We start from the raw sequence: 22,891 nt of genomic DNA, 5'->3' as shown, positions 1-22,891 counted from the left end.
CTGAACGCCGCCGCCCGGCCCGGGCGGACCCGACCTCGGCCGCTACTGCGGCGGCTGGTCGCGGAACTGGTTCTTCAGCTTTTCCTGGGCCGCGTCGGTTTGGCTGCTGTACTTGCCCTGAGTGCGGTCGTCGAAGGCGTCACCCGCTTTGTCGACGCCCTTCGAGGCCTCGTCCTCGTGGCCCTTCAGCAGGCTCTTGAGCTTATCCAGCATGGACATGTGGTCACCCTCCTGGATGAGACGCCCCCACCCCTCCAGGATCACAGCGCGGGCCGTCCCGCGCATTTCGCAGCCGCGCGGCGGGCTTGGCAAGGCGATCCCGGTCATGTCAAATCGTGAGTTCACGGATCGTCGGAAGGAGTCGCCTTGAAGCTGCGCAGCCGTTGCCGGACCTCCCCGCTCGCCCGTTCCACCCCGTTCGACCACACCACCCGGCTCGACCACACCACCCCGTTCGGCCGCGCCGCCACGACACCTGGCCCGCGCATCCGGAACCGGACGGGCGCGGCGCTGACCGTCGCCGCACTGGTCACCCCGCTGCTGCTGGTCGGCACCGGCAGCGCCAACGCGGACCCGGATCCTGCCCGCCGGGGCGCCAGGCTGGCCGAGCGGCTGGTCGCTGCCAGCAGCGCCGATGACGCGCACGACACCCTGGCCGCGCTGCAACGGATCGCCGACCGCAACGGCGGTACCAGAGCCGCCGGTTCGAAGGGCCACGACGAGTCGGCGCGCTACATCTACGAGCAGGCTCGGCGGGCCGGGCTCAAGGTCTCCCGGCAGGAGTTCGAGTACACCTTCTTCGAGGCCCGCGCCCAGCGGCTGGACGTGGTGTCACCGCAGGCCGAGTCGGTGCCGGTGATCGCCATGACCTACTCGGCGAGCGGTCCGGAGGCAGGCCTGACCGCCGAGTTGGGCATCGCCCCGGTCGGCGCCACCACCGGCTGCACGCCCGCCGACTACCCGGCGGGCTCCGTCACCGGCCGGATCGCGCTGATCCGGCGCGGCGGGTGCGGCTTCGCCGAGAAGCAGGCGGCCGCGGCGGGGGCCGGCGCCCTCGGGGTGCTGATCTACAACAACACCGACGGCGAGCTCAGCGGGACCCTCGGCGAGCCCGCGGCGGGGAAGGTCCCGACCGGCGGGATCACCAGGGCGGCCGGTGAGGCGCTGGCCGCGAGGGCAACCGCCGGACCGGTCCGGGTGACCCTGGACATCCGGACCTTCATGGAGCCGCGCAAGACCTGGAACGTCATCGCCGAGACCCGCGGCGGGGACCCGGACAACACCGTGATGATCGGCGCGCACCTGGACTCCGTGCCCGCCGGGCCCGGCGTCAACGACAACGGCTCCGGCGCGGCCGGCATCCTCGAGGTCGCCAGGAACCTCGGCGTCCGACCGGTGAAGAACAAGGTCAGGTTCGCCTGGTGGTCCGCCGAGGAGTTCGGTCTCAAGGGCTCCGAGGCGTACGTGAAGTCGCTCTCCGAGGCGGACCGGAAGAAGGTCCGGCTCTACCTCAACTTCGACATGATCGCATCCCCCAACTACGCGCAGTTCGTCTACAACGGCTCCGGCAGCGCGGGCGGCGGCGCCGGTCCCGAGGGCTCGGCCCAGATCGAGCGGGACCTCACCGGGTACCTGGACGGCCGCGGCCTGCCGCACGACCCGTCCGCCTTCAACGGCCGCTCCGACTACGGGCCGTTCATCGACGCGGGCATCCCGGCCGGCGGCACCGACACCGGTGCCGAGGTGATCAAGTCCCCCGAGCAGCAGGCCCGTTACGGCGGCACGGCGGGCACCGCCTTCGACGCCTGCTACCACAAGGCCTGTGACGGCCTGGACAACATCGACATGGCGGCCTTCGACGTCAACATCGACGTGATCGCCCACGCCGTCGGCACCTACGCCTGGGACCTCTCCTCGCTGCGGCAGCCCGTACCTGCCCGGCGCCCCGCCTGGCAGGCTGCGGCCGGAGCGGGTATGAGCACCCCCGGCAGCACCGGTACGGGCGGAGCCGACGCCCACGAGGTGGCGGCCTGACGCCCGGGTGGGCCCGCTGCCGTCCTCGGGCGGCGGGCCCGCCCGCCCGCCGTGCACCTGCTGGCCATCCCTTTCCTCCCTCCGTCATCGCCCCTGGTGGGGCCGGGTGCGAGCCACCGTAGCGGACAACACTGACAATCCGGCCCGAGCCCTGTACGGTGCCGCGCGGAGCGCATCCGCCGAGACCCGGTGGGTGCGCCGGGTCCGGTCCTGACACCATGGGACCGAGATCACGACACCGTGACACCCTCGGAGGAGTCAGCAACATGAGCACGCACTACGACGTCGTCGTCCTCGGCGCGGGCCCCGGCGGCTACACCGCCGCCGTCCGCTCGGCGCAGCTGGGCCTGAAGGTCGCGGTCATCGAGGCCAAGTACTGGGGCGGCGTCTGCCTCAACGTCGGCTGCATCCCCTCCAAGGCCCTGCTGCGCAACGCCGAGCTCGCCCACATCTTCACCAAGGAGGCCAAGACCTTCGGCATCAAGGTCGAGGGCCAGGTGACCTTCGACTTCGGCGAGGCCTTCCGCCGCAGCCGCACGGTGGCCGACGGCCGGGTCAAGGGCGTCCACTACCTGATGAAGAAGAACGGCATCACCGAGTACGACGGCTGGGGCACCTTCGTCGACGACCACACCCTCCAGGTCGCGCTCAGCGGCGGCGGCTTCGACGTGGTCACCTTCGACCACTGCATCATCGCCGCCGGTGCCACCACCCGTCTGCTGCCGGGCACCAGCCTGAGTGAGCGCGTGGTCACCTACGAGGAGCAGATCCTGACCGAGGAGCTGCCGGAGAGCATCATCATCGCGGGCGCCGGCGCGATCGGCGTCGAGTTCGCGTACGTGCTGCACAACTACGGTGTGAAGGTCACCATCGTCGAGTTCCTGGACCGCGTGGTGCCGCTGGAGGACGTCGAGGTCTCCACCGAACTCGCCAAGCAGTACCGCAAGCTGGGCATCGAGGTGCTCACCTCCACCCGGGTGGAGTCGATCGACGACAGCGACCCGAACAGCAAGGTCAAGGTCACCGTCACCAAGAACGGCCAGCAGCAGGTGCTGGAGGCCGACAAGGTGCTCCAGGCGATCGGCTTCGCGCCGCGGGTCAACGGCTACGGCCTGGAGAACGCCGGGGTCAAGCTCACCGACCGCAACGCCATCGCGGTGGACGGCCGCGGCCGCACCAACGTCGACCACATCTTCGCGATCGGTGACGTGACCGCCAAGCTGATGCTCGCGCACGCCGCCGAGACGATGGCCGTGATCGCCGCCGAGACCATCGGCGGGGTGGAGACCCAGGAGGTGGACTTCGTCATGATCCCGCGCGCCACCTACTGCCAGCCGCAGATCGCCTCCTTCGGCTACACCGAGGCGCAGGCCCGTGAGCAGGGTTACGACGTCAAGGTCGCCAAGTTCCCGTTCACCGCGAACGGCAAGGCGCACGGCCTCGGCCACCCGATCGGCTTCGTCAAGGTCATCAGCGACAACAAGTACGGCGAGCTGCTCGGCGCCCACCTGATCGGCCCCGAGGCCACCGAGCTGCTGCCCGAGCTGACGCTGGCCCAGCAGTGGGACCTCACCGTCCACGAGGTCGCCCGCAACGTGCACGCCCACCCGACCCTGGGCGAGGCGGTCAAGGAGGCCATCCACGGCCTCGCCGGCCACATGATCAACATGTGACGACCCGATCGGCCTGACCCGTGACCCCGCCGGGCGCCCCGCGCCCCGGCGGGGTCACGCGCGCCGCGTCCCCGACCTCACGGGTCGGTACACCTAGCTCAGCTGGGTGCGCAGCCAGCTCTTGACCTCCGGGGTGACCTCGTCGGCGATGTCGGCGAACTCCTCGTGCTTGATCAGGAACTTGGCCACGTACGGGCAGACCGGGACGATCCGCTTCCCGGCGGCGCGCACGTCCGTCAGCGCCTCCTGGACGAGCTGCCCGGCCAGGCCGCGGCCGGCGAAGGCCTCCTCGACCAGGGTGTGGTAGAAGACCCGCTGCCCGTCGTGGTCCAGGTACTCGGTGAAGCCGGCGAGTTCGCCGTCGACCCGGATCTCGTACCGGTGCAGGGCGTCCGCCCGCTCGACGACGGGGGTACTGGGGGTGCTCATCGCGGAGGCCTTTCGTTCGCGGGGCCCGTACGGGCTCTCGGTGCGGGGCCAGGTTAGCCCCGGCCCCGCGCGATCACCGCCCCGAGCGGATCACGGCAGCAGCAGGATGCGGCCCAGGTGGGAGCGGTCCTCCATGATCCGGTGGGCGGTGGCCGCTTCGGCGAGCGGGAGGCGCGCGTGGACGGCCGTCCGCAGCCGGCCGGCCGTGAAGTGCTCGACGCACTCCTCGATGTCCCGGCGGGCCGGCTCCGGTCGGACGGTGCGCCAGGCGATCAGGGAGAAGCCGACGATGGTGCGCAGGCCGAACAGGCGGGCCACCGGCACGCTGCCCGGCTCGCCGTCGGCGGCGCCGTACACCACGACCCGGCCGAGCGGGGCGGCCAGCTCCAGGCTGCGCTGGAGGACCTCGCCGCCGACCGAGTCCAGGACGACGTCCACGCCCTGCGGTGCGGCCGCCCGCACCTGCTCGGGCCAGTCGGGGGCGGTGTAGTCGACGGTGACGTCCGCGCCGAGCGACTTGAGGAAGTCGAGCTTGTCCGCCGAACCGGCGGTGGCGATCACGGTGCCCGCGCCGAGCAGCCTCGCCAGCTGGACGGCCAGGTGGCCGATCCCGCCGGCCGCGGCGTGCACCAGGACGGTCTCGCCGGGGGCCGTCCGGCCGGTGCGCAGCGCGGCCAGGGCCACCGGTGCGGCCATCGGCAGCATGCTGGCGGCTCCGGCGTCGAGCCAGGCGGGCACGCGGGCCAGCCAGGCGGCATCGGCGATCGAGAACTCGGCGAAGGCGTCCAAGGCCAGCCCGGCGACCCGCTGTCCGAGCAGGTCCCCGGTCACATCCGGGCCGACCGCCTCGACCGTCCCGACGACGTCGCCGGTCAGCACTCCCGGCAGCGGTCGGTGGAAGACCGATCCGGCGGGCGCTCCCCGCCGGAACCGGGTGTCGACGAAGTTCGCCCCGATCGCCTCGGCGCGCAGCAGGACCTGGCCCGGCCCCGGCGTCGGGGTGTCGGCCTCCTCCGGCGTCAGGACCTCGGGGCCGCCGTATTCGTAGTACCGGATGCGTCGCATGGTGCCCTCCCTCGACGGGCCGGACCGGAGTGAACTGGACCGGCGGTCAACTTGCACTCCGGGACGGTACTTGACCGCTGGTCCAGTTGTCCACGGGTTACGGTACGGGGCACGGGTACGAGACGAACGGGGAAGGGGAAGCCGTGGCGGAAGGCCGACGCGAACGCGCCGACGCGGTCCGGAACCGGCGCGCGATCCTGCGCGCCACCGAGGAACTCCTCGCCGGCCACCGGCCCGAGCAGATCTCGATGGAACAGGTCGCGGCCGCCGCCGGGGTGGGCAAGGGGACGGTCTTCCACCGCTTCGGCAACCGGATGGGCCTGATGCTCGCGCTGATGCAGGAGCGGGCGCTCGACCTGGAGGAAGCCGTCCGCAACGGGCCCCCACCGATCGGCCCGGGCGCCCCGCCCCGGGAACGGTTGCTCGCCTTCCTGGACGCCGTGGTGGCCGTGGTCGGCCGCAACAAGAGCCTGCTGGCCGCGCTCGGCCACGCCGTCACCACCACCCCGCAGCCGCCCGGGCAGGCCCCGCGCGACGCGCACCCGGTCTACCTGGCCTGGCACACCCACCTCAGCGGGCTGATCACCGAACAGCGCCCCGACCTGGACGCCGAACTGCTCACCCATATCCTGCTCGGCGCCCTGCACAGCGACCCGATCCTGCGGTTGCTGGAGCAGGGCGACGGGCAGCGGCTCGCCGACGCGCTGCGAGTGCTCGCCACCTCGCTGCTCGACGGGCCGGCGGGCCGCCCAGGCCGAGTGGGTTGACCTGGTGACCCGGCGGGGCTCGGCCGACCGGGCGACTGAATGCGAACCGGGCCGTGCGCTACGACATCGTCCACGACCCCGACCGCAACAGGTGGTACCTGGACGCCTCCTGGTCCACCGACAAGACCGCCCTCCCCACGCCGGAAGAGGTCCGGGCACGGGGCCGGCGCCTGCTGGGGGTCGACCTGAACGCCGACCACCTTGCCGCCTACGTCCTCGACCCGCACGGCAACCCGATCGGCGAGCCGATCTCTGTCCCCCTCGACCTCACCGGACCAGCCAGCAGGCGGGACGGCAGGCTGCGCGCCGCCATCACCGACCTGATCCGCATCGCCCGCGAACACCACTGCGCCGCCATCGCGATCGAGAACCTGGGCTTCGACGACATCCGCGCCACCGGCCGCGAGACGATGGGCCGGGGCCCGCGAGGCAAGAAGTTCCGCAAGACGGTCGCGGGTATCCCCACCGCGCGCTTCCGGGAACGCCTGCGCGGCATGGCCTTCCACGCCGGTCTCCTCGTGATCGCCGTTGACCCGGCCTACACCTCCCGCTGGGGCGAAAAACACTGGAAAGCCCCGCTCCAGCACCAGACCACCACCCGCACGGTCACCCGGCACCACGGCGCCGCGGTGGCCATCGCACGACGCGCCCTCGGACACCGGATCCGGCGTCGGCCAGGTGTGACCCGCACCCGACCAGAGGATCGTGCCGGGAGAGCTACCGGCCAGACCGCATCCATCCCGAGAGCACGCGGGACCGCGAGCCCACCCAGGACAGCGAGCACGCCCCACCGGGGCGACAAGACTCGACCGCGCCACAGTGACCAACTCGCGCTGCTCCCCGACCTCGAAGACCGTTCGCGAGGTCACCAGGCCATCACCGGCCCGGTTTGCGGCAGTTTGGCCAACACTGGCCAACAACGCTAAGAACGGTTGCAGGCGCCGAGGATCAGGTAGTCCTCCAGCTCCGCACCGAGCTTCTCGTGCAGGGTCGCCCGCACGTCGATGGTGGTCAGCACGCCGAAGCCCTGCTCCTTCAGCAGGCGGTGACGTCCGCCACCGCCTGCTGGAACGGCCGGTCGAGCCGGACGCCGAGCCCGTAGTCCACGATTCCTCCTCGGGATCCGTCGTCCGGCCAGTATCGACCGGCCCCGGTCAGGCCCGCAGCTGGGGCACGGCGAGCGCGGGGCGCGGGATGCGGCTGATCACCGAGCCGATCAGGGTGCCGATCGACACCCCGAACACCGCGGACACGGCGGCCAGCACCGACTGCGCTCCGTTGCCGACCTCGATCTGCGCGGTGTTGAGCAGGCCGAAGGAGCCCGGAACCACGATCCAGAACGCCGGGAGGTAGAGCACCTGCCAGAGCGGGCCGCCCGGCAGCCAGTGCACGACGGTGGCCGCGACCGCCGCGCTGACCGCGCCGGCCAGGCCGCCGATCGCGGCGCCGTGGACCTGGCCGACCACCACCTGGACGGTGACGCTGACCGCGATCACCGCGACGATCCACGGGATGGCCGAGGGCGGGGTGTTCACGTTGACCACGACGCCCGCCACGGCGATCGCCAGCCCGATTCCGATGACCCAGCAACTCGGCTTGGCCACCTGGATGTTGGCCAGCGCGCTGGCCGGCATGCCGATCGCGGTCGTGGCCGCGGCCACTCCGGCCAGGAACAGCGCGAGCTGCACCGAGCCGGACACCAGCCGGGCCGTCCCGGCGCTGGCGGCGCCCGCGGCGACCTCCGACAGCCCGGTGACCAGCAGCCCGCCGGGCAGCAGGATCGCCAGGGTGGCGACGATGGTGCGCAGCGGCCCGTCCAGCAGGCCGGCCTGGGCGAGCGACAGCACGAGCAGCGCCACCAGGAACCCGGCGGTGACGGGCAGCAGCGGGCGCAGTCGGGGCAGTCGGCGCGCCAGCATGGTCAGGCCCGCGACGATCAGCGAGCCGGCCCCGGCGGCCAGCACGTTCGCCGTCATCGGCTGGAGGAACAGGCAGACGCCCACTCCGACCGGCAGCGCTCCCAGGTCGGCGACCCAGGCGGGCCAGCGGGCCGGCGCCCGGCGGATGGCGTCCAGTTCGGCCAGCGCCCGGGGCCCGTCCAGCTCGCCCGAACGCAGCCGGTGCACCAGGTGGAGGACGTCGGCGGTCTGCTCGAACCGCAGCGCGGTGTCGACCGGTTGGAACGTGGTGGCGTCCGCCGGGTCCAGGGCGACGAACAGCCCGTTGGTGAGTGCGGCGACCCGTACGTCGGGAGCCCCCAACGCCCGCCCCAGTCCGCGGAGCTCCTCCTCGACGTCATGGACGGGAAGACCGCCGCCCAGCAGGGCTTCGCCCAGTTCGAGCAGCAGGCGGCGGAGCGGGTCCGGTGGGGCTTCGTCGCCCCGGACCGATGGAGACTTGCTAGACATGGCAGGTATCGTCCCATCCCGCCCGGATCGGTCCGACTCTGCCCCGGTCTGATCGTTCGCCGGGCCCGGGTCGACCGGATTCGGGCGACCCGGACGGGCTGCGCGGGGCCGGCTGCGCGGGCGCCGGTCAGTTCACGGTGACCGCCGGAGCGCCGGGCTGGCTGGTGTCGGCGAGCGGGCCGTAGCCGGCCGAGAAGTAACCGTCGGCGGGGCAGAGGCCGGAGCCGCCGCTCTTGGCGAAGTGCTCGTTGGTGAAGGTCAGACCGTTGCTGCCGTTGTCGGCGGTGCCGGTGAAGGCACCGCTGAGCTGGTAGGTGCAGGTGATGGTGCCGAACCAGCTGTCGAGAACGGCGGTGGCCTGGATCGGTCCGGCGCTGCCGCCGGTGAGGGTGACCGGCAGGCCGGTGGCGTCGTCGACGGAGACGCCGTAGGGGAGGGTGTCGACGGTGAGGCTCTCCACCGAGGTGACGCCGGTGACGTTGGCGGTGCAGGAGTCGAAGGTGAGCCCGGTCAGCGACTCGGTCGCGACGCCGGGGGCGGCCGGGTTGGTGAGCACCGTGGCGGAGTACTGGGAGGTGGCGCAGGTGACACCGGTGGTGCTGGTCGCGGTCGAGTAGAAGGTGGCGCTGGTGCCGGCGGCGAGCGGCGCGGCGAGGGCGTCGCCCGCCGCGACGGCGGCGCCGCCGGCGGTCAGCACGGGCCCGGCGGCGTCGGCCGGGAGGGCGGGGGCGGCGGAGGCGGGGGCCGCCGCGGCCAGGGCGAGTGCGGCGAGGGCGGCGGGAACGGTCCAGCGGGGGAGTGCGCGCATGGGAAAGCCTCTTCCTCGGTGAGGGGGGCGAGAAGACGACCTTTGCTGCTCCCGGGAGGTGGGGGATCGGGGAGCTGACTACGTTCTAGGACCGTGTCGGTGTGCCGTCAAGGCGCTGCGGACAACTTGCTGACTTTTCGTCAACAAGCCTTCCCGCGGAAGCGCGGTATCCCGATCACGGTGCCAGCGGCGTGACAGTGATCCGACAGCGGCCGAAAGCGATCCGACGGTGTCCTGACAGCGGCGGGCGGAAGACTTCGCGACGTCCGGTCGGAAGACCCCTGAGATTCCCGCCAGCCACGCGACTGCGGTGATTCCTGTGATTCATCCGACTCCTGCGACCGACGAGAGGGAACCGCCCGTGCCCCGACCCCGCCTCACCGTCAGCCTCCGCGCCGCTGCCGCCACGGCCGCCGGCCTGCTGCTGGCCGGCCTCACCCCGGCCGCGGCCTCGGCCGCCGCGCCCGCCCCGCCGGTGCCGAAGCTGACCTGGACGAAGCCGTGCACCCCCGGCTTCCAGTGCGACACCGCCCAGGTGCCGCTGGACTACCGGGACCCGCACGGCCGTTCCATCGCGCTGGCGCTCATCCGCCGCCCCGCCGACGACCAGGCGCACCGGATCGGCACGCTGTTCTACAACCCGGGCGGCCCGGCGGTCCCCGGCACGGCGGCCCTGCCCGCCGTGGTCCCGCTCTTCCCCGAGCAGGTGCGCAAGCGCTTCGACCTCGTCAGCTTCGACCCGCGCGGCGTCGGTGACTCGACCACGCTGCAGTGCTTCCCCGGCCAGGCCGCCGAGCGGGCCCTGCTCAGCGGCCTCCCGGCCGGCTACCCGATCGGCGCGGAGCAGGAGTCGCGTTGGGCCGACACCTACGCCCAACTGGGCCGCCGCTGCGCCGAGAACGACCGGAGCGGCCTGCTCGCCCACCTGTCCACCGCGGACGTCGCCCGCGACCTGGACCTGCTGCGCCAGGCCGTCGGCGACCGGCGGCTGAACTACCTCGCCACCTCGTACGGGACGTACCTCGGCGCCACCTACGCCAACCTGTTCCCGGACCGGGTGCGCGCCATGGTCCTGGACAGCGCCGTCGACCCGGTCGCCTGGTCCACCGGCCGCACCCCGCAGGACGCAGCGCTGCCACCCTTCCTGCGCACCGGCAGCGACCTCGGCTCGGCCCGCGCCCTCGACACCTTCCTCGACCGCTGCGGCGCCGCCGATCCCGCGAACTGCGCCTTCTCGGCGGGCAGCCCGGAGGCGACCCGGGCCAAGTTCGCCGAACTGATGAACCGCCTGGACCGCGGGCCGGTCACCGTCGGCACCGGACCGCAGGCCGTCACCTACGACCGGGCGACCGCCCTCTCGGCCATCTCGGTACTGCTGTACACGGCCCAGCCGGTGCCGCAGTTCGGCACCACCGGCTGGGCCGCCCTGGGCCTCCAACTGCAGAGCCTGTGGACCGCCCCCGACACCCCGGCGGCGCCGCTGCCGACCGGCGGACCGGTCAAGCAGACCCAGGTCCTCGGAGTGCTGTGCGCCGACACCGCCAACCCGCCCGCGGGCGCGGACTACTCGGCGCTCGCCGACCTCGCCGGGGCGCGCTCCGGCGACCTCGGCCCGTCCTGGGTCTGGCCGACCCAGCGATGCGCCGCCTGGCCGGCCGAGGCCGCCCGGGACCGCTACACCGGACCGTGGAACCGGCGCACCGCAGCGCCCGTCCTGGTCGTCGCCAACACCGATGACCCGGCCTGGCCCTACGAGGGCTCCCGTGCCCTGGCCGACACCCTCGCCCGCGGCCGGCTGCTGACCGTCGACGGTGACGGACACACCGTGCTCGGCAACCCGAGCAGCTGCGCGGCCGGCTACGAGGAGCGGTACCTGGTGGACGGCGAACTGCCGCCGCGCGGCCAGGTCTGCGCGCCGGACAAGCGGCCGTTCCAGTAGCGGTCGGTGACCGGTGGCACCCGGCCCGGGGGCGGGAATCCCGTCGCCGGTCGGGTGCCGTCCGGTTCAGCGCTCGGGTCCGCTGTGGTCGTCGGGCGGCTCGTCGGAGGTCTCGTCGGAGGTCTCATGGGCGGGCTTTTCGGAGGTCTCGTCGGACGGCTCGTCGGAGGGAGGGGCGGAGCGTTCGCCGGGCGGCTCGTCGGAGGTCTCGTCAGAGTTCCCGTCGGAGCGGTCGCCGGAGGGCCCACGCTCCCGGGAGTGGTGACGTCGCAGGAACCAGGCCAGCAGGGCGACGGCGACGATCACGGCGATCACGATGGTGGTGACCCGGCCGACGGTGCCCTCCACCCTGGTGTAGGCGGCTCCGGCGAAGTAACCCAGAAGGGTGAATCCGACGCCCCAGGCGATCCCGCCGAGGACGTTGTAGAACAGGAACCGGCGGTACGGCATGCGGGACATCCCCGCCAGCGAGGGCACCAGCGGGCGGACGAAGGCGATGAAACGGCCGATGAAGACGGCGGCCGGTCCGCGTCGGCGGATCAGGTCCTGCACCGTGTCGACCTGCTTGGCGTGGCGGCGCAGCGGGCGGGTACGCAGGATCGGTGGACCGAGGTGGCGGCCGATCTCGTAGCCGGCGGAGTCCCCGAGGACGGCCGCGCAGACCACGACCAGGACCATCCAGCCGAGGGAGACACTGCCCTGGTGGGCGAGGAAGCCGCCGAGGACGGCGGCGGTCTCGCCGGGGATGAAGAAGCTGAAGAACAGGGCGTCCTCGGCGAAGACCATGCCGCCGACGGCCGCGTACACGACCGGGCCGGACAGGCCGCGCAGCCAGTCGGTGATCGTGTGCATCGGCCACACCCCGTCGGTGATCGGGCCCCTTCCCGCGTCCCTTTCCGCCCCAATGTAACGCGTGTCGCCGCGCAGGCCCCAGCGGGTGGGAGGGGGGTGGCCCGGTGCTCGGCTTCCTTAGCGGAACGTTAGATCTGCGCGGCGTTCCTTGCCGCCGTGCGCCGGGCGGCGGCACGCTCTGGGGCACCCACCCCACCGCATCGATTCCCGGGAGCCGCCATGTCCCCGTCCGCCGTCGCCGTCCGTCCGCAGCCGCCCGGCGGGGAGCGCGCCCGGCGGCGGCTCGCCCTGATCGGCGGGTCGCTGGGCAACCTGGTGGAGTGGTACGACTGGTTCGTCTACGCCAGCTTCGCCGTCTACTTCGCCGACGACTTCTTCCCGGGCAGCGACTCCACCGCGAAGCTGATGAACACCGCGGGCATCTTCGCGGTCGGCTTCCTGATGCGCCCGGTGGGCGGCTGGCTGCTCGGCCGGGCCGCCGACCGGCACGGCCGCAAGAGCGCGCTCACCCTGACCGTCACCATGATGTCCGCCGCCGCCGTGCTGATCGCCGTCGCCCCGACCTACGCGCAGGCCGGCTACCTCGGCGCCGTCGTGCTGCTGCTCGCCCGACTGCTCCAGGGCATGAGCATCGGCGGCGAGTACGCGGCCAGCGCCACCTACCTGACCGAGGCCTCGGCGCCGAACCGGCGCGGCCTCGGCTCCTCCTTCCAGTACGTGTCGATGACCTGCGGCCAGCTCCTCGGCCTCGGCATCCTCATCGTCATGCAGCACACCCTCAGCAGCGCCCAACTGCACTCCTGGGGCTGGCGGGCGCCGTTCCTGCTCGGCGCCGTCCTCGCGGGTGTGGTGCTGTGGCTGCGCCGCCGGCTGCCGGAGACCGAGGCCTTCACCGCCGAGACTGGCGGCCGGGAGCAGGACGGCGGCCGGGAGCAGGACGGCGCCCGGGGCACCCTGCGCAGCCTTTGGGAGCACCGGCGCCAGGCCCTGCTGGTGATGGCCCTCACCCTCGGTGGCACCGTCGCGTACTACACGTACACCACCTACCTGACCAAGTACCTGATCGGCAGCGCCGGGCTCGCCAAGAACACCGCCACCCTGGTCAGCTTCACCGCGCTGGCCGTCTTCGCCGCGATCCAGCCGCTGGCCGGCCTGCTCTCCGACCGGATCGGCCGTCGCCCGCTGCTGATCACCTTCGCGCTCGGCTGCACCGTGGGCACCTACCCGCTGATGACCGCGCTCGGCTCGGCCTCCGGCTACTGGTCCGCGCTCGGGCTCTCGCTGGTCGCCCTGGTCATCGTCACCGGCTACACCTCGATCAACGCGGCCGTGAAGGCCGAACTGTTCCCCACCCGCATCCGCGCCCTCGGCGTCGCCCTCCCGTACGCCCTTGCCAACGCGCTGTTCGGCGGCACCGCCGAGTACATCGCGCTCTGGTTCAAGAACAGCGGGCACGAGTCCGGCTTTTTCTGGTACGTCTCCGGCTGCGCCCTGGTCTCCCTGGTCGTCTACGTGCTGATGCCGGACACCAGGAACGCGGTGCTCAGCCCCGAGGAGGCCCGGACGGAGGCCCCGACGGGGGCCGCCGCGGCCGAGGCCGTACGGTAGTCCCCTCAGAGGTGGGGAGGGTTCCGTGCACATGCTGCTCGTCGAGGACGACGACCGCATGGCCCAGGCCCTCGCCACCGCGCTCGCCCGGCGCGGCCACACCGTGCGCCGGGTGGTCCGCGCCGCGGAGGCGCTGCGGCACGCCCGGGAGGCCGAGTTCGTCCTGCTCGACCTCGGGCTGCCCGACCTGGACGGCCTCGACCTGCTGCGCAAGCTCCGCACCGTGTGCAGCCTGCCGCTGATCGTGGTCACCGCGCGCAGCGAGGAGCGGGACGTCCTCCAGGCCCTGCGGGCCGGCGCCGACGACTACGTGGTCAAGCCGTTCCGGATGGCCGAACTCATCGCCCGGATCGACACCGTGCGCCGCCGCACCGGCTCCGCCCCCGAACCGGGCGGCGGCGAACGGCAGGTGCGCACCGGCGACGTGGCGATCGACCTGGCCGCCCGCACGGTGACCGTCGACGGCACGCCCGTCCGGCTCACCCGCCGCGAGTTCGACGTCCTCGCCCTGCTCGCCGCCCAGCCCGGCGACGTCCGCTCCCGCGAGGAGATCCTCGACCGGATCTGGGGCGACGCCTTCCTCGCCTCCTCGCGCTCGCTGGACGTGCACGTGGCCGGCATCCGCGCCAAGACCGCGCGGGCCGGGCTGGTCCGCACCATCCGCGGGTACGGCTACCAGCTCGGCGCCCTGGACGGTCCGTGAGGCGCCGCCTGCTGGCCGTGCTCACCGCGCTCATCGGCACCGCCGTGCTGCTGCTCGCCCTGCCGCTGGCCGACTCCTACGCCCGCGGCCGCACCGAACACCTGCTGCTGCAGCGCCGGGCCGACGGCGTCCGCTTCGCCGAACTCGCCGACCGGATCCGCACCGACGCCGACCGCCGCGAACTCGACGCCGAAATCACCCGCTACGCCCAGCTCTACGGCGCCGCCGTGACCGTCGTCGACACGGCCGGCCACACCGTCGGCCGGGCCGGACCCGCCCCGAGCGGCACGGCCGCGCAGCAGGCCCAGGATCGCGCCCTCACCGGCCGCTCCACCGAGGAACTGCCCACCGTCCGCCCCTGGGGGCCCGACACCGTGGTGCTGGCCGAACCGGTCGGCCAGGACGAACGGGTGGGCGGCGCCGTCCTGTTGACCGTCCCCACCGGCGCCGCGCGCCACGACGTGCTGGTCCGCTGGGCACTGATCGCCGCCGGCGCCGTCACCGCCTTCGGCGCCGCCGCACTGGTCACCGCCGGGATCGCCCGCTGGCTGCTGCGGCCCGTCCACGAACTCGACCGCGCCGTCGCCACGGTGGCCGGCGGCCGCTTCGAACTGCGGGTCGCCTCCGACACGGGCCCGCCCGAACTGCGGCGGCTGCGTCGGCACTTCGACGGCATGGCCCAGGCCGTCGCCGAATCGCTGCGCCGCCAGCGGGACTTCGTCGCCGACGCCTCCCACCAGCTGCGCAACCCGCTGGCCACCCTGGTGCTGCAACTGGAGAACGCCGAGCCGCACGTCGGGCCGGGCCCCGGGCGGCAGGCGCACGCCCTGGCCCTGGACGAGGCGGACCGGCTGGGCGAACTGCTCGACGGCCTGCTGGCGTTGGCCCGGCTGGAGGCCGCCGCCGCGCCGGTCGAGGAGCAGGATGTGTCGGCGGCGGTGACCGAGCGGGTGGCCGCCTGGGCGCCGGTGTTCGAGGCGGGCGGGCTGGAGCTGACGGCGGACGTCGCACCCGGACTGCGGGCCCTCGGGCTCCCGGACGCGACCGGGCGGATCCTGGACGCGCTGCTGGACAACGCGAGCAAGTTCGTACCGGAGGGGGAGCGCGTCCGGGTGGTGGCCGGCGCCGTGCCCGAGGGGGGTTCGGTGGTTCGGGTCACCGACAGTGGCCCCGGCGTTCCGGCGGGCCAACTGCCGCTGCTGCTGGGGCGGTTCGCCCGGGCACCCGAGCACCAGAACATTCCCGGCACCGGACTCGGTCTGGCCATCGCGGACGAACTGGCGCGCGCCTGCGGCGGATCGCTGACCGTCGCGGGCGCGCAGCCGCACGGACTGACCGTCGAGTTCCGGCTGCCGGGGCCCTGAGACACGGTCGGCGGCCGCGACATGACCGGGCGGCCACCGACCGGGGCGGGGAGGGTGTCAGTCGTGGGCGCTGATCTCGCCGCCCGCGCCGAGCACGATGTACACGCCGTTGGCGTCGAGGCCGTCGTCGTGCTGGTTGGACTCCATGGTGCCCATCACCGCGTTGTCGTTGCCGATGATGTCGGCGCGGTAGTGGAGTTCGCCGACCTTGGTGACCTTGGCCGTCCAGCCGCCCGCGAGCTTGAAGGTGCCCGGCCCCTGGTGGGAGCCGCCCATCCAGGCGTGGACCGTGCCGTCCATCGCGAGCACCACGAACATGTCGTTGGCGTCGACCCCGGCGTCGTGGCCGTTCGCCTCGACCGTGCCGAGGACCTGGCCGTCGTGGACGATCTTGGCGACGTAGTGCAGGTCGCCGAGCTGCTGGATCTCGACCTTGCTGCCGTCCGGCAGGGTCTGGCTGTGGGCGCCCTTGCCGGTGCTCGCCGGCGGGGTGCTGCGGTGCGCGCCGGTCGGGGTGGCCGAGGCGGTGGTGCCGTGCGTGCCCGGGGTGGCGGGCGGCGTGGTGGCACCGGGTGCGGTGCCACCGGGCGTGGTGGAGGCGCTGGCGGTAGCGGTAGGGGTGAGGGCGATGGTGGCGGTCGGCGCGGCGGTGTCGTGCGAGCCGGACGAGCTGCTGCAGGCCGTGGTGGCGGATACCAGCAGGGCGGCGGTCAGGACGGTGCCGGCCAGCGTGCGGACGGCGGGGGCGCGGCGGGTCGTCGAGAAGGGCATGCGGGTCTCCTGCGCGAAGTACGGGTGAGGACACGCCCGTTGCCCCGATCGGCCTGGACGGGGGCCGGTGGGAGACGGAGCGGCGTGCACGATCGAAGTTAGTCCGCACAGTCGACGGAATGGCGCATTCCGTGTCACCGGATCGTCACGCCCTCCACCGGGCCGACTATCCGTACACCGAGCGGTAGTACGCCGCCGCCCCCGGATGGAGCGGGACGGCCCCGGTGGAGACGGCGAACCGGGGCTCCAGCCGGGCGCCCGCCGTCACGGACCGCAGCAGGGTGGCCCACTGGTCGAAGAGGATGCCGAGCAGTTGCCGGACGGCGTCCTGGGGCACGCCCGGCCGGGCGGTCAGGTAGTTGCCGACGCCCAGGGTGGCGACCGGGCTGTCCAGGCCGTACGCGCCGGCGGGCAGGGTGACCGCCGTGTAGACCGGGCCGTAGCGCTCGCGCAGCAGCGCGGCGACCGCGTCCAGCGGTACGAACCGCAGCGGCAGCTCCCGGGCGAGCGCGGACACGGCCGGTGTCGGCACGCCGCCGGACCAGAACACCGCGTCCAGCGCGCCGCTGCGCAGCGCGGCCAGGGAATCGGCCAGCCCGAGCGACTGCTGCCGCACGCCGGTCCCGGCCTGTCGCAGCAGCCGTCCGGCGGTCACCTGGAGCCCGGAGCCCACCGCGCCGGTCGCCACCCGGCGGCCCGCCAGGTCGGCGAGTTCGCGCACCGGGCCGTCGGCGGGGGCCAGCAGGTGCAGGTAGTTGACGTACACCCGGGCCAGCGCGGTCAGGCCGAGCGGGCGGTCGAAGGTGTCGTGGCCCAGCACCGCGTCCTCGGCGACGTCCGCCGTGGTGAGGGCGAGGTCCACCGAGCCGTCGGCGAGCTGCTGGAGGTTGTCCACGCTGGCCGCGCTGCTCACCGGGGTGAGGGTCAGCCGTCCGCTCGCCGTCACGGCCTCGGTGAAGGAGCGCCCGAAGGCGTTGTACGGACCGCCCTCGGGCCCGGTCGCCAGCCGCAGCGATCGCGTCGGCGCGTCCCCGGCCGAGCAGCCGCCGGAGCAGCAAGCGGTGACGGCGGCCGCCAGGGCACCAGCCAGTACGGTGCGGCGGCGCGGGGTGGTGGCGGTCATGGCGGGAAGGGTAGCCCGCCCCGGGTCCTCGGTTGAACGCGAGCACCGCCGGGTCCTGGCTGCCAGGACCCGGCGGTGCCGGGGGTGTTGCGCGTGCGGGCCGGGCGTCAGGCGCGGCGGCCGCGCTTGCGGCGGGCGAGGAAGACCGCACCGCCGCCGAGCGCCAGCAGGGCGACGGCCGCGGCCGCGATCGGCCCGGTGTTGGAGTTGGCGCCGGTCTCGGCCAGCGGCGGGCCGGAGACGCTGCTGGTGGCCCCGGCGACGGCGGTGCTGCCGGTGCCGTCGGTGGAGGTCGCCGAGCCGGCCGGGGTGGTGGCCGAGGAGCCGCCGGTGGGCTGGCCGCTCGGGGTGGTGTCACCGCCGGCGGGCTGGCCGGTGGCCGGGTCGAGGATCAGGGTGGCCGACTGCGGGTTCTTGAAGTCGAACATGCCCTCGATGGAGCCGGCGTGGTCGTCGAAGGAGTAGTCGCCGATCCGGCCGGTCTTCCAGTTGTCCTCGACGAAGCGCAGGATCGAGGTCTGGTCGGTCTGGGTGTGGTCGACGAAGTTGGCCTTGGCGTACGGGGAGGCGACCAGCAGCGGCAGGCGCGGGCCGAAGCCGCAGCGGTCGGCGTAGCCGCCCCAGCCGGCGTCCTTGCCGCACTGGCCGGGGCCGCTCAGGCTGTCGTTGGCCGCGTCCTTGGAGCCGTTGACGGGCTCGGCGAACTTGTGGTCGTACCAGCCGTCCGAGTCGTCGTAGGCGATGACGACGGCGGTGGAGGCCCAGTCCTTGGACTTCTGCAGCTTGTTCAGGGTGTCGACGACGAAGTGCTGCTCGTCCAGCGGGTCGGAGTAACCAGCGTGGCCGTCCTGGTAGTTGGCGGCCTTGAGGTAGCTGACGGCCGGCAGGTTGCCGTGCTGGAGGGCGGCGTCGAAGTCGGTCAGGTCGTACTGGTGGTTGGCCTGGCCGTCGTGGCCGATCTCGTCCACGGTCTTCGGCGCGAGGTGCTGCGGGTTCGCCGTGGACTTGTAGTACTGGAAGGGCTCGTGGTGCGGGTTGTAGTCGGTCTGCGCGGCGCCGACGATGTTCTTGTGGGTGGCCTCGCAGGCGGCCTTGCCGTCCTTGGTGCCGGTCGGCTTGAAGCCGCCCTGGAACCAGCCCCAGCTGACGCCCTTGTCGTTCAGCAGGTCGCCGATGTTCTTGCCGGTCATGACCAGGTGGTTGTGCTTGGGGTCGGAGCAGTCGTCGTAGCCCGGGTCGGGGTCGTTGATGACGGTGCCGATGCCCTTGGCGTCCGGGGAGGCGACCACGTAGGCGTCGGTGGTCTGCTGACCCGTCTTCGGGTCGATCGGGTAGCCGCCGTGCAGCTGGCCGGAGACCAGGTTGATCGCGCCCGGGGTGGAGGGGCCGTAGTTGGTCCCGAAGGAGTTGTCGCTCATCGCGAAGCGCTGGGCGTAGTTCCAGTAGCCGGTGACGGTGTTGCCGTCGTAGTAGTCCATCACCAGGCCGGGCGCGGTGTACATCGGGGGCTTGCAGCTCTCGATGTCGGTGTGCTCGACGAACTTGTCCATCTTGCCGCCGTCGAAGGCGAGCTGCTCGTCCTTGTAGGTGTGGTCCTGGTCGCAGGTGACGGCCTGCGCCGGGCCCAGGCGCTGCGGGTTGTTCCGGTTCGGGTTCTTGTGCAGCAGGTCGTCGCTGAGGCCGTCCACCTTCGGGGTGTCGGGCTTGGCGGTGAACTTCACCTTGTCGTCGGCGGTGTTGGCCGCGTTCGGGTAGGTGCCGAAGTAGTGGTCGAAGGAGACGTTCTCCTGGAATATCACCACCAGGTGCTTGATCGGGGTGGCGGTCTGCGGACCGTCGGCCGCGAAGGCCGCGGGAGCACCGCCGAAGGCGGCCAGCGAGGCCGCGCCGATCAGGCCGGCACCGTAGCGGAGCCACCTGTTACGGGTGGGGACTGCGTGCATGGTCGATTCCTCGGACGTCATCGTCATACGTGTCAGGAGTTGGGGCCGTGACGCGCGTAGCTCGAAGCGGCGCGGCGGCTAGACGCTAGAGCGTAGCGGTGAACGCGATTGACGAGTGCATGTGAACGCGAGGTAAATCGCCGCAGTACGGAACTCTTCGTCAGGGCTGCCACCCGGCAGACAAGTCCGATGAATGTCGCTCGAATCCGACGATTACGGGACAGGTTTCGGCGCTTTCAGGCCAGGAATGTCGTTTCTATCCCGGCCGGGATCGCCGTGAGCCCCTGCGCGAAACCGTGGTCGAAGTCACGGAACATCGCCCGACCGGCCTCGGCGGCCAGCGGGCGGGCGGCCAGCCGCCGCGGGGGCAGCGGGCCGCTGAACGACCGGGGGCGGACGGGCCGTTCGGCGCCCGCCCGCCCCCGGCGGCCGGTCAGGACGCGGCGGCCTCCGCCTGGATGCCCTGGAGGGCGGTCACCAGGGCGTCGACGTCCTGCACGGTGTTGTACAGGGCCAGCGAGGCTCGGGCCGCGGCCTGCAACCCGTAGGCGGCGAGGGCGGGTTGGGCGCAGTGGTGGCCGGCCCGGATGGCGATGCCCTGCTGGTCGAGCGCCCCGGCGAGGGCGATCGGGTCCGTCCCGGCGAGCAGGAAGGTGAGCACCCCGATCTTGCCCGGCGCCTCGCCGATCAGCCGGAGCCCGGGCACGGTCCGCAGCGCGGCGGTGGCGTACTCGGTGAGCTGCTCCTCGTGCGCGGTGGCGGCCTGGCGGTCCAGTCCGGACAGGTACCGCAGGGCCGCCCGCAGGCCGGCCACCCCGCCGATGTGGCCGGTGCCGGCCTCCAGCCGGTGCGGGACGGGGGCGTAGCTGGTCTGCTCGAAGCTCACCGAGTCGATCATGTTGCCGCCGCCCTGCCACGGGGGCATGGCCTCCAGCAGCTCCCGCTTGCCGTACAGCGCGCCGATCCCGGTCGGCCCGAAGACCTTGTGCCCGGAGAAGGCGTAGAAGTCGGCGTCCAGGGCGGTGACGTCCACCTGGAAGTGGGCGACCGCCTGGGCGCCGTCGACCAGCACCTTGGCGCCGTAGCGGTGGGCGAGCGCAGTCATCTCCGCCACCGGCGGGATGGTGCCCAGCACGTTGGACGCGTGGGTGAGCGCCACCATCTTGGTCCGGAAGCCGAGCAGGTCCCGGTAGGCGTCCTGGTCCAACTGCCCGTCCGGGAGCAGCGGGATGGGGACGACCCGGGCCCGGCGCTCCTTGGCGATCAGCTGCCAGGGCACCAGGTTGGAGTGGTGTTCGGCGGCGGAGACCAGGATCTCGTCGCCGACGCCGAGGTTGGCCCGCCCCCAGGTCTGGGCCACCAGGTTGACGGCCTCGGTGGTGCCCCGGACGAAGACGATCTCGTCCGGGTCCGGGGCACCGAGTACCTTGGCGGCCTCGGCGCGGCCTTCCTCGTAGATCTGGGTGGCCTGTTTGGCGAGGGTGTGCGCGCCGCGGTGGACGTTGGAGGTGCCCGACGCGTAGTGCTCGCCGACGGCCTCGACCACCTGGCGGGGCTTGAGGGTGGTGGCGCCGTTGTCCAGCCAGACCAGCGGCCGGCCGTTGACCTCACGGTGCAGCTGGGGGAAGTCCCGGCGGACGGACTCGACGTCGAAGCCGCCGGTGGGTGCGGTGGGCGCGGACCTCCGGTCGGCCTGGGTCGGCAGCCAGTAGTGGCCGCCGCCGGCGGCGTGGGCGAGGGCCTCGGGCAGCGGGTTCGGGGGAGTGGCGACGCCGTTGCCCGGCAGGGTGGTCGACGTCGAGAGGCCTCCCGGCGCCCCGCTGATCCCGGTGCCGCGCCCGATTCCGTCAGGAGTAGTCATGGTAGTTCGACACCTCGACGTTCTGGAGCACCGCGATGGCGTCGTCCACGAGCGCGGCGGTCGAGAAGTAGCTGGTCACCAGGTAGGAGGTGATGGCCTGCCGGTCGACGCCCATCGCGCGCACGGCCAGGCCGGGCTCGACCTCGTCCGGGACCTTGGACGGCCGCAGCCCCACCACGCCCTGCCGCTCCTCGCCGACGCGCATCAGCAGGATGTTGGTGGTGCCGGGCGCCGAGTTGGCCGTGCCGTTAAGGTCCAGCTTGTCGGAGGGCAGCAGCGGCACGCCGCGCCAGGTCAGGAACGGGCTGCCGAACAGCTCGACGATCTGCGGCGGCACCCCGCGCCGGGTGCACTCGCGGCCGAACGCGGCGATCGCCCGCGGGTGGGCCAGGAAGAACGCGGGCTGCTTCCAGACCCGGGTCAGCAGTTCGTCCAGGTCGTCCGGGGTGGGCGCGCCGCCGCGGGTGCGCACCCGCTGGGTCGGCACGACGTTGTTGAGCAGGCCGTACTCGGCGTGGTTGAGCATCTCCCACTCCTGGCGCTCGCGCAACGCCTCGACGGTCAGCCGGAGTTGGGCCTGGACCTGGTCCATGTCGGAGTTGTAGATGTCCGCGACGCGGGTGTGCACCTTGAGGACGGTCTGGGCGATGCTCAGCTCGTACTCGCGCGGGCTCTCGTCGTAGTCGACGAAGGTCTCCGGCAGGTACGGCTCGCCGGAGTGGCCCGAGTGGAGGTCGATCGGGTGCTCGGGGTCGGTCGGGGCCTGGCCGGCCGCGAACTCCTCCAGCTGGGTGCGCAACGAGGGCTCCCGGTCGGCGAGTTCGACGAGCATCCGGCGGTCCAGCGAGAGCACGGTACAGGTGGTGACGGCCTTCACCCGGTACGTCATCGCGGTGCCGCCGGCCCAGGCGGCGGCGTCGAAGAAGTCGCCGTCGCCGAGGACGGCCAGCAGGGCGTCGTCGCCGTAGGCGCCGGTCGCGCGCTTCTCGGCCCGGCCGAACGCGAGGATGTGCAGCTGATCGGCCGGGGTGTCGGCGTCGACGATCAGCTCGCCGGGCGCGACCTCGCGCTCGGTGAACCCGGCCGCGAGCGCGGTGAGCACCGGGCTGTCGACCTGGCTGAGGAAGGCCAGTTCGCGCAGGTCCTCGGCGATGACCCGGGTGGCGCCGCCGCCGTCGACGTACGTGCTGACCAGGCCGTCGCCGAGGATGAAGCCCCGGCGGCGGTTGACCCGGTAGACGCCCGCGTCCAGGTCCACCCAGGGCAGTGCCCGCAGCAGGTACCGGGGAGTGATCCCGAGCATCTGCGGGACGGTCTTGGTGGTGGTGGCGAGATTCCGGGCGGCGGAGGTACTGAGGCTCTTCTGGCCCTGCTGGTTCTGCGGAACGGTCTCGGTGGTCACGACTGGTCACCTCTCCGGTATGAACAACCGACGTGTCGTCAGATCGACCCGGAGAATGTTGCCGCTGGATCGCGCTCGGTGTGACCACGTTTCAACTCGCCGGACAGCGGACAGTCCCTGCGCGAACACGGGGAATCGAGG

19 protein-coding genes and 1 pseudogene are annotated in these 22,891 nt (G+C 72.8%); 8 read left to right on the top strand and 12 right to left on the bottom strand.

Annotation, left to right across the window (positions count from 1 at the left end; all coding sequences use genetic code 11):
- Positions 1-42: 42 nt before the first annotated feature.
- Positions 43-219, bottom strand: a complete 177-nt coding sequence (locus ACIG5E_RS19470; protein WP_396534965.1) for an antitoxin — start codon at positions 217-219, stop codon at positions 43-45.
- 291 nt (positions 220-510) lie between these two features.
- Between ACIG5E_RS19470 and ACIG5E_RS19465 the strand changes: the two genes are divergently transcribed.
- Together ACIG5E_RS19465 and lpdA are read left to right on the top strand one after the other, a co-directional pair.
- Entirely contained in the window at positions 511-2,034 is a 1,524-nt protein-coding gene (locus ACIG5E_RS19465; RefSeq protein ID WP_396534963.1) for a M28 family peptidase, read from the top strand.
- A 266-nt stretch (positions 2,035-2,300) separates the two neighbouring features.
- Positions 2,301-3,707, top strand: coding sequence for a dihydrolipoyl dehydrogenase (gene lpdA / locus ACIG5E_RS19460; protein WP_396534805.1), 1,407 nt, complete (start codon positions 2,301-2,303; stop codon positions 3,705-3,707).
- 93 nt (positions 3,708-3,800) lie between these two features.
- Here the strand turns inward: lpdA and ACIG5E_RS19455 are convergent, their stop codons facing one another.
- The gene (locus tag ACIG5E_RS19455) at positions 3,801-4,136 is read right to left on the bottom strand and encodes a GNAT family N-acetyltransferase (protein WP_396534803.1); all 336 of its coding nucleotides are present in this window, start codon (positions 4,134-4,136) and stop codon (positions 3,801-3,803) included.
- Between the two features lie 90 nt (positions 4,137-4,226).
- Entirely contained in the window at positions 4,227-5,201 is a 975-nt protein-coding gene (locus tag ACIG5E_RS19450; protein WP_396534801.1) for a zinc-binding alcohol dehydrogenase family protein, read from the bottom strand.
- 143 nt (positions 5,202-5,344) lie between these two features.
- On the opposite strand from ACIG5E_RS19450, the gene ACIG5E_RS19445 reads away from it, so the two are divergent.
- A complete protein-coding gene (locus ACIG5E_RS19445; RefSeq protein WP_396534799.1) occupies positions 5,345-5,968 on the top strand; it encodes a TetR/AcrR family transcriptional regulator in 624 nt (207 codons plus the stop codon).
- A gap of 53 nt (positions 5,969-6,021) precedes the next feature.
- A complete protein-coding gene (locus ACIG5E_RS19440) occupies positions 6,022-6,894 on the top strand; it encodes a hypothetical protein (RefSeq protein WP_396534797.1) in 873 nt (290 codons plus the stop codon).
- 5 nt (positions 6,895-6,899) lie between these two features.
- Here ACIG5E_RS19440 and ACIG5E_RS19435 read toward each other — a convergent pair.
- The 3 genes and pseudogenes from ACIG5E_RS19435 to ACIG5E_RS19425 form a co-directional block, all read right to left on the bottom strand.
- Positions 6,900-7,027: pseudogene (locus tag ACIG5E_RS19435) on the bottom strand (DUF302 domain-containing protein); the annotation flags it as partial.
- Positions 7,028-7,122: 95 nt separating this feature from the next.
- Complete coding sequence (locus tag ACIG5E_RS19430) at positions 7,123-8,376, bottom strand: threonine/serine exporter family protein (RefSeq protein ID WP_396534795.1); 1,254 nt, start codon at positions 8,374-8,376, stop codon at positions 7,123-7,125.
- A gap of 127 nt (positions 8,377-8,503) precedes the next feature.
- The gene (locus tag ACIG5E_RS19425; protein WP_396534793.1) at positions 8,504-9,184 is read right to left on the bottom strand and encodes a Tat pathway signal sequence domain protein; all 681 of its coding nucleotides are present in this window, start codon (positions 9,182-9,184) and stop codon (positions 8,504-8,506) included.
- A gap of 361 nt (positions 9,185-9,545) precedes the next feature.
- Between ACIG5E_RS19425 and ACIG5E_RS19420 the strand changes: the two genes are divergently transcribed.
- Positions 9,546-11,123, top strand: a complete 1,578-nt coding sequence (locus ACIG5E_RS19420) for an alpha/beta hydrolase (RefSeq protein ID WP_396534791.1) — start codon at positions 9,546-9,548, stop codon at positions 11,121-11,123.
- Positions 11,124-11,189: 66 nt separating this feature from the next.
- Here ACIG5E_RS19420 and ACIG5E_RS19415 read toward each other — a convergent pair whose 3' ends face one another.
- A complete protein-coding gene (locus ACIG5E_RS19415) occupies positions 11,190-11,975 on the bottom strand; it encodes a DedA family protein (RefSeq protein ID WP_396534789.1) in 786 nt (261 codons plus the stop codon).
- A gap of 219 nt (positions 11,976-12,194) precedes the next feature.
- Between ACIG5E_RS19415 and ACIG5E_RS19410 the strand changes: the two genes are divergently transcribed.
- The 3 genes from ACIG5E_RS19410 to ACIG5E_RS19400 are packed head-to-tail and all read left to right on the top strand — an operon-like array spanning position 12,195 to position 15,650.
- A complete protein-coding gene (locus ACIG5E_RS19410; protein WP_396534787.1) occupies positions 12,195-13,583 on the top strand; it encodes an MFS transporter in 1,389 nt (462 codons plus the stop codon).
- A 25-nt stretch (positions 13,584-13,608) separates the two neighbouring features.
- A complete protein-coding gene (locus ACIG5E_RS19405) occupies positions 13,609-14,286 on the top strand; it encodes a response regulator transcription factor (protein ID WP_396534785.1) in 678 nt (225 codons plus the stop codon).
- Positions 14,283-15,650 carry an ATP-binding protein gene (locus tag ACIG5E_RS19400; RefSeq protein ID WP_396534783.1) on the top strand — a complete coding sequence of 456 codons (1,368 nt, stop codon included), beginning with the start codon at positions 14,283-14,285 and terminating at the stop codon, positions 15,648-15,650. The genes ACIG5E_RS19405 and ACIG5E_RS19400 overlap by 4 nt, the downstream gene beginning before the upstream one ends.
- A 57-nt stretch (positions 15,651-15,707) precedes the next feature.
- Here ACIG5E_RS19400 and ACIG5E_RS19395 read toward each other — a convergent pair whose 3' ends face one another.
- The 5 genes from ACIG5E_RS19395 to ACIG5E_RS19375 form a co-directional block, all read right to left on the bottom strand.
- Positions 15,708-16,421 (bottom strand): hypothetical protein, encoded by a 714-nt coding sequence (locus ACIG5E_RS19395; protein ID WP_396534781.1) that lies wholly within the window; start codon positions 16,419-16,421, stop codon positions 15,708-15,710.
- A 166-nt stretch (positions 16,422-16,587) separates the two neighbouring features.
- Positions 16,588-17,544 (bottom strand): TAXI family TRAP transporter solute-binding subunit, encoded by a 957-nt coding sequence (locus ACIG5E_RS19390; RefSeq protein ID WP_396534779.1) that lies wholly within the window; start codon positions 17,542-17,544, stop codon positions 16,588-16,590.
- Positions 17,545-17,651: 107 nt separating this feature from the next.
- Complete coding sequence (locus ACIG5E_RS19385) at positions 17,652-19,487, bottom strand: phospholipase C (protein ID WP_396534777.1); 1,836 nt, start codon at positions 19,485-19,487, stop codon at positions 17,652-17,654.
- 433 nt (positions 19,488-19,920) lie between these two features.
- Entirely contained in the window at positions 19,921-21,348 is a 1,428-nt protein-coding gene (locus ACIG5E_RS19380) for a SufS family cysteine desulfurase (protein ID WP_396534775.1), read from the bottom strand.
- Positions 21,335-22,750, bottom strand: a complete 1,416-nt coding sequence (locus tag ACIG5E_RS19375; protein ID WP_396534773.1) for a family 2B encapsulin nanocompartment shell protein — start codon at positions 22,748-22,750, stop codon at positions 21,335-21,337. Before ACIG5E_RS19375 ends, ACIG5E_RS19380 begins: the two co-directional genes overlap by 14 nt.
- Between the last annotated feature and the right edge of the window lie 141 nt (positions 22,751-22,891).

Origin of the sequence: Kitasatospora sp. NPDC053057, from assembly GCF_044546945.1 — a bacterium.
In the GTDB taxonomy this organism is placed as follows: domain Bacteria; phylum Actinomycetota; class Actinomycetes; order Streptomycetales; family Streptomycetaceae; genus Kitasatospora.
This window is presented reverse-complemented; position numbering and strand designations above follow the sequence as displayed.

Coding starts and splice junctions, on each gene's coding strand:
- lpdA (WP_396534805.1), top strand. CDS start 2,301: ATGAGCACGCACTACGACGTCGTCGTCCTCGGCGCGGGCCCCGGCGGC.
- ACIG5E_RS19430 (WP_396534795.1), bottom strand. CDS start 8,376: ATGTCTAGCAAGTCTCCATCGGTCCGGGGCGACGAAGCCCCACCGGAC.
- ACIG5E_RS19415 (WP_396534789.1), bottom strand. CDS start 11,975: ATGCACACGATCACCGACTGGCTGCGCGGCCTGTCCGGCCCGGTCGTG.
- ACIG5E_RS19385 (WP_396534777.1), bottom strand. CDS start 19,487: ATGCACGCAGTCCCCACCCGTAACAGGTGGCTCCGCTACGGTGCCGGC.
- ACIG5E_RS19390 (WP_396534779.1), bottom strand. CDS start 17,544: ATGACCGCCACCACCCCGCGCCGCCGCACCGTACTGGCTGGTGCCCTG.
- ACIG5E_RS19425 (WP_396534793.1), bottom strand. CDS start 9,184: ATGCGCGCACTCCCCCGCTGGACCGTTCCCGCCGCCCTCGCCGCACTC.
- ACIG5E_RS19380 (WP_396534775.1), bottom strand. CDS start 21,348: ATGACTACTCCTGACGGAATCGGGCGCGGCACCGGGATCAGCGGGGCG.
- ACIG5E_RS19410 (WP_396534787.1), top strand. CDS start 12,195: ATGTCCCCGTCCGCCGTCGCCGTCCGTCCGCAGCCGCCCGGCGGGGAG.
- ACIG5E_RS19470 (WP_396534965.1), bottom strand. CDS start 219: ATGTCCATGCTGGATAAGCTCAAGAGCCTGCTGAAGGGCCACGAGGAC.
- ACIG5E_RS19395 (WP_396534781.1), bottom strand. CDS start 16,421: ATGCCCTTCTCGACGACCCGCCGCGCCCCCGCCGTCCGCACGCTGGCC.
- ACIG5E_RS19450 (WP_396534801.1), bottom strand. CDS start 5,201: ATGCGACGCATCCGGTACTACGAATACGGCGGCCCCGAGGTCCTGACG.
- ACIG5E_RS19455 (WP_396534803.1), bottom strand. CDS start 4,136: ATGAGCACCCCCAGTACCCCCGTCGTCGAGCGGGCGGACGCCCTGCAC.